Source organism: Shewanella sp. P1-14-1, assembly GCF_001401775.1.
In the GTDB taxonomy this organism is placed as follows: domain Bacteria; phylum Pseudomonadota; class Gammaproteobacteria; order Enterobacterales; family Shewanellaceae; genus Shewanella; species Shewanella japonica.
This window is the reverse complement of the sequence record NZ_LKTL01000075.1, coordinates 1-719: the sequence shown is the minus strand read 5'-3', so window position 1 is coordinate 719 and position 719 is coordinate 1. Positions and strand designations below refer to the sequence as shown.

Here is a 719-nt window from a genome sequence, read left to right as displayed (position 1 = left end):
AAAACTCATCTGGGTTGTATGGTTAAGCCTCACGAGTCATTAGTACAGGTTAGCTCAACGCCTCACAACGCTTACACACCCTGCCTATCAACGTCCTAGTCTCGAACGGCTCTTTAGAGGAATTAAATTCCTAGGGATGACTCATCTTAGGACTCGCTTCCCGCTTAGATGCTTTCAGCGGTTATCGATTCCGAACGTAGCTACCGGGCAATGCTATTGGCATAACAACCCGAACACCAGCGGTTCGTCCACTCCGGTCCTCTCGTACTAGGAGCAGCTTCCTTCAATCATCCAACGCCCACGGCAGATAGGGACCGAACTGTCTCACGACGTTCTGAACCCAGCTCGCGTACCACTTTAAATGGCGAACAGCCATACCCTTGGGACCGACTTCAGCCCCAGGATGTGATGAGCCGACATCGAGGTGCCAAACACCGCCGTCGATATGAACTCTTGGGCGGTATCAGCCTGTTATCCCCGGAGTACCTTTTATCCGTTGAGCGATGGCCCTTCCATACAGAACCACCGGATCACTATGACCTACTTTCGTACCTGCTCGACGTGTATGTCTCGCAGTTAAGCTGGCTTATGCCATTGCACTAACCGTACGATGTCCAACCGTACTTAGCCAACCTTCGTGCTCCTCCGTTACTCTTTGGGAGGAGACCGCCCCAGTCAAACTACCCACCAGGCACTGTCCCGAACCCCGATTAGGGGCC

At 53.0% G+C, this 719-nt stretch carries 1 rRNA gene; it reads right to left on the bottom strand.

Annotated features, from left to right (window positions below):
• Positions 1-18 precede the first annotated feature (18 nt).
• A 23S ribosomal RNA gene (locus AN944_RS21000) occupies positions 19-719 on the bottom strand; the annotation flags it as partial.